The following is a 5,157-nucleotide window of genomic DNA, read 5'->3' as shown; positions in this document are numbered from 1 at the left end:
AAGTAATAACATGAATACGCGTGACTTCGTTAAAGGAACACCAAGTCCTACCGCAATATCATCCCCTAGCTCTTGCGCATTTAAATGTCTAGCAGCTATAAATGATATTACCGTTAAAATGAGAACCCACGGCGCAAGTACCATGACATTTTGCCATGAAGAACCGTAAACAGTACCCGTAATCCATACATTCGCTTGACTTGCTTGATAAATTGGCGCTAATAACATAAACAAAGTCGTTGCCGCTTTCGTTAATGCCCAAAACCCAACACCAATTAAAACAAGACTAATCGGCGATAACCCGTCATTTCTCCATGCAAATAAATATACAAAAAGCGCTACAATTGTTGCCCCAACAAAGGCTGCTAGCGGCATATAATGAATGCTTACAGTTAGCGCATTATTTTTATCACTAAATATAGCTAAAAACAATACAACTGCAACACTTGCACCACCTGTAATCCCGATAATATCCGGAGAAGCAAGTGGATTTCGGACGAGGCCTTGTAAAATACATCCTGCGATCGCAAGTGCGATCCCTACAAGAATAGCAATTAAAATACGCGGCATACGAAACTTATTTACAACCATATTTGACATCGCATCGCCATTTCCAGTGATCGCTTGCCATACATCATAAGGAGCAATTTTCATGTCTCCCATACCTGCACTCGCAAAAAATAATCCTATTAAAACAACTAGTAAACTGAATAAGACGAGACAAGCTCGTTTATACATTAAAAACGAGAGCCCGCCTTTTCCTATACGAAACGGAATATACTTCTTCATTTGCTAAGCCCTCTCTTACGTGCAATATAAATAAAGAACGGCGCACCAATAAATGCTGTCATAACTCCTACCGGTACTTCTTGTGGCATAATGACATATCTTGCTGCGATATCAGCTAAGATTAATAGTATTGCACCTAACAAGCCGCTATACGGCACTCTCCATCTATGATCTACTCCAACAAGAAAGCTGGAAAAGTGCGGGGTAATGATTCCAATAAATCCAATTGGACCAGCAACGGCAACTGAACCACCAGACAACAGGACAATAATAAGTAACACGAATGATTTCATTAAAATCGTTCGTTGCCCAAGTCCCTTTGCAACGTCTTCCCCCATCATCAATGTATTTACTTTCCCTGCCATCATAATAGATGCAATCCAGCCTATTAATAAATACGGGAATACAGATTGTAAAATTTCTAACTTTCTTCCTTGCACAGATCCGGCAAGCCAAAATAATACTTCTTCAAGCGCCTTTTCATTTAACACAAGTAATCCTTGTGTTAATGATGAAAATAACGCACTAATTGCGACCCCTGCTAATGTTAACTTAAGAGGTGTTGTCCCCTCTTTTCCTAAAGAACTAGAAGCAAATACAAGTACAGCTGCAACTGCTGCCCCTAAAAAGGCAATCCACGTGAAGGCTGATAATGACGTCACGGAAAAAATAACAATTGCTACAACGATGAAGAAAGCAGCACCTGAATTTAATCCAATAAAATCTGGAGAAGCAAGTGGATTCTTCGTTAAAGTTTGCATAAGACAACCTGCAATGGCTAAACTAGCACCAACACTTGCTGCAATTAATGCCCTTGGTAGACGCACATTTTGAATAATAATATGTTCATTGGAACCATTAAAATGGAAAAAAGCATCTAACGCTAATTTCCAACTCGTATTTGTATATCCAAAAATAATACTTCCCCAAATACAAGTAATGACTGCAATGATCCCAACAAATAATCCAATCCATTTTGCTTGATTTGTTTTTAATAACATGCAGCGTTTCCCCTTCAATGTATAATGATACGTTGTAAGTGTATTTCAACTTAATTCTCATTGTCAACGGAAATGAGAATTATTTTCATTGACAACGAGGCCATGAAGTATTATTATCATGCTTGCTATTGAAAAAAATTCTCACTATGTAGGGGGTACATAATGAATTTCATGCGAAAGAAATCGTTTACAGTATTTGTATTTTTATTAGCCTTTTCACTACTTTTAAGTGCTTGTGGAAAATCAAATACGAAAGAAGAAACAAAAGAAGATACAAAAAAAGAAATGATTACAGTTGAACATGCAATGGGGAAAACAGAAGTTCCTGCTAATCCAAAACGTGTAGTTATTTTAACAAACGAAGGAACTGAAGCTTTACTTGAGCTGGGTGTGAAACCAGTTGGGGCTGTAAAATCTTGGACTGGTGATCCATGGTATCCACATATTAAAGATAAAATGAAAGATGTAAAAGTTGTTGGTGATGAAGGACAAGTGAACGTAGAAACAATCGCTTCTTTACAACCAGACTTAATTATAGGTAACAAAATGCGTCACGAAAAAGTGTACGAGCAACTAAAAGCAATTGCACCTACTGTGTTCTCTGAAACATTACGTGGTGAATGGAAAGATAACTTCAAGTTTTATGCGAAAGCATTAAATAAAGAAAAAGAAGGCCAAAAGGTTTTAGCTGATTACGATAAAAGTATGAAAGATTTAAAAGCCAAACTAGGTGATAAAGTAAATCAAGAAATCTCTATGGTTCGCTTCATGCCTGGTGATGTTCGTATTTATCATGGTGATACATTCTCTGGTGTTATTTTAAAAGAACTTGGATTTAAACGTCCTGGTGATCAAAATAAAGATGACTTCGCAGAGCGTAACGTATCTAAAGAACGTATTTCTGCAATGGATGGCGATGTATTATTCTACTTCACATTCGATAAAGGAAACGAGAAAAAAGGCTCTGAATTAGAAAAGGAATATATCAATGATCCGCTATTTAAAAACTTAAATGCAGTAAAAAATGGTAAAGCATACAAAGTTGATGATGTGATTTGGAATACAGCTGGTGGTGTAATGGCTGCTAACCTACTACTAGATGATATCGAAAAACGCTTTGTTAAATAATCTTTCCTTAGCCAGCTCCCCCTCTATGGAGCTGGTTATTTTTCAATTCACTTAAATGTCACATTATTTCATTTTGTATTTTTATTCCCAATATGTTATATTATAAAAGTAAATAGAATATATTTTCTCTATATCAGAATAAATATTTTAATCTAAATTTTCTGATTAATCACTATTTTATTTTCTTTTAGAATTCAATTATTACATTTGAAAACGCTTATCATCTCGTTTTCAGGGCAAAATACAGTAACGGTCGAAGTGAAATAGAACTTTTTTAGAAATTTTCTTTCTATTTCCATATAATTCTATTGACTTCTAAATATTTTGTAAATTAAAATGATTACATAAATATCCGTTATACAGGATTAGGGGGAAACAAAAATGGATGCAGCTTTAAAATTAGACAAAGCTGGAGAGCAACAATCACCAAAAAAACATCCACCAGGGTTATACTTGTTGTTCTTTACAGAAGCATGGGAAAGATTCAGTTATTACGGAATGCGTGGCTTATTAGTTCTTTATTTAACAACGAGCTTAGTAAGCGGCGGTTTAGGATTTGATAAAGCAGTTGCAGTTCAAATTTACGGTATTTTCACAATGTTAGTATACTTCACACCGATTATCGGTGGTTGGTTAACTGACCATTTCATTACGAAGCGCCATGCCATTACTATTGGTGGTATCATCATGGCAATTGGTAACTTTGTACTATTCTCAATGAATACAAAAACTGGACTATTTTTAGGATTAGGATTATTAGTTATTGGTAACGGATTCTTCAAACCAAATATTTCGACTTTATTAGGTCAATTATATAGCGAAAACGATTCTCGTCGTGATAGTGCCTTCACTATCTTCTACATGGGAATTAACTTAGGTGCTCTTATCGCTCCATTCATTTGCGGTTACTTCGCAGACTATAGATACGGTTTCTTAACAGCTTGTATCGGTATGATTATTGGACAGCTTGCCTTTAATTTCTTAGCACCTCGTTACTTAGGGTCTATCGGAACAACTGTTGTAGGGAAAAAATCTAAAGAAAAAAATGCAAAAGCAATCGAGAAAAAACCTTTAACAACACAAGAGAAAAAACGTACTGCTGCAATTTTAATTTTAACTTGTTTCGTAGTATTCTTCTGGGCAGGATTTGAGCAAGCAGGTAGTTCTTTAACACTTTACACAGATAAGTTTGTGGATCGTACAATTGGTGGATTTACAATTCCAACACCTTGGTTCCAATCTGTAAACCCACTATTCATTATCTTACTAGCATTACCTGTTTCTGCATTATGGATTAAACTTTCGAAAACAAAAAATGGTGATTTGAAAATCCCAACAAAAATGGCATTTGGTATGATTTTACTAGGGATTGGATATTTAGTTCTAACTTTAGCTGTATTAAAAACTGGTAGCGACGAAGGTAACATTACAATGAAAGCAAACTTACTATTCATCGTATTCACTTACATGTTCCATACAATTGGTGAATTATTCTTATCACCAATCGGATTATCTATGGTAAGTGCAATCGCTCCTGTTAAATTAGCATCATTATTAATGGGTGTATGGTTAGCTGGTACTGGCTTCGCAAACTTATTAGCAGGACAATTAGCTGCTTTCACTCAATCTTTAGGATATTTAGAAGTATTCGCAAGTATCGGTATTATCGTAATCGTACTCGGATTAGTACTTCTTATGTTCTCTAAGAAAATTGCACATATGATGGAATAAGAAATAAAAAGACGCTTCTAAACATTTAGAAGCGTCTTTTCTATTACTTCTCCTCTAAAGCCGTCACGTTCACGTGGACGCTTTCTCCAGGATTAGATACATCATACACTTGAGCAACCCCACTCTGCTCGTCACAGCTCTCAATCCATACTGGTACACCTTCATATGTAACGTCGATTCTACTTGAAGAAGATAAAATTTGTTTCACACGTTTTACATCCATTCTACTATCCCTCCTTTTACTTATTACACTCCTTTCTATCTTTTCTTTTCCTTTTAGAATATATTCCATATAGCAACATTTTAATGGTTAGCCTTTTTTCCTTACATATTAACATTCTTTCTCATATCATCCTTCTAACAAAAAAAAGACGTAGATCCCATACGTCTTTTTCCATAATATTCAAATTTTAAGAAAATAATGTTTTTACTACTTCACTTACTTTATCATTATGAATTTGATAATACACTTCCAGTCCTCGTCGTTCAAAGCGTACTACTTTATTTT

General features: G+C 35.2%; 5 protein-coding genes and 1 pseudogene. 2 read left to right on the top strand and 4 right to left on the bottom strand.

The features are described from left to right. Together MR079_RS27525 and MR079_RS27520 are read right to left on the bottom strand one after the other, a co-directional pair. Positions 1 to 789: FecCD family ABC transporter permease (locus MR079_RS27525; RefSeq protein WP_242295009.1), on the bottom strand; the 789-nt coding region annotated here is incomplete at its 3' end. Next, entirely contained in the window at positions 786 to 1,790 is a 1,005-nt protein-coding gene (locus MR079_RS27520) for a FecCD family ABC transporter permease (protein ID WP_242295008.1), read from the bottom strand. The genes MR079_RS27525 and MR079_RS27520, both read right to left, overlap by 4 nt. 162 nt (positions 1,791 to 1,952) lie before the next feature. Between MR079_RS27520 and MR079_RS27515 the strand changes: the two genes are divergently transcribed. Both MR079_RS27515 and MR079_RS27510 read left to right on the top strand, forming a co-directional pair. Then, a complete protein-coding gene (locus tag MR079_RS27515; protein WP_242295007.1) occupies positions 1,953 to 2,918 on the top strand; it encodes an ABC transporter substrate-binding protein in 966 nt (321 codons plus the stop codon). Positions 2,919 to 3,299: 381 nt separating this feature from the next. Further along, on the top strand, positions 3,300 to 4,649 hold the full coding sequence (locus MR079_RS27510; RefSeq protein WP_000338308.1) for a peptide MFS transporter: 1,350 nt from the start codon (positions 3,300 to 3,302) through the stop codon (positions 4,647 to 4,649). A gap of 43 nt (positions 4,650 to 4,692) precedes the next feature. On the opposite strand, the gene MR079_RS27505 is transcribed toward MR079_RS27510, so the two are convergent. Beyond that, on the bottom strand, positions 4,693 to 4,872 hold the full coding sequence (locus MR079_RS27505; protein ID WP_000382683.1) for an acid-soluble spore protein H: 180 nt from the start codon (positions 4,870 to 4,872) through the stop codon (positions 4,693 to 4,695). 187 nt (positions 4,873 to 5,059) lie between these two features. Further along, positions 5,060 to 5,157, bottom strand: a pseudogene (locus MR079_RS27500) (ArsR/SmtB family transcription factor); the annotation flags it as partial.

It is taken from the genome of Bacillus cereus group sp. BfR-BA-01381 (genome assembly GCF_022663555.1).
GTDB lineage: Bacteria > Bacillota > Bacilli > Bacillales > Bacillaceae_G > Bacillus_A > Bacillus_A pacificus.
This window is presented reverse-complemented; position numbering and strand designations above follow the sequence as displayed.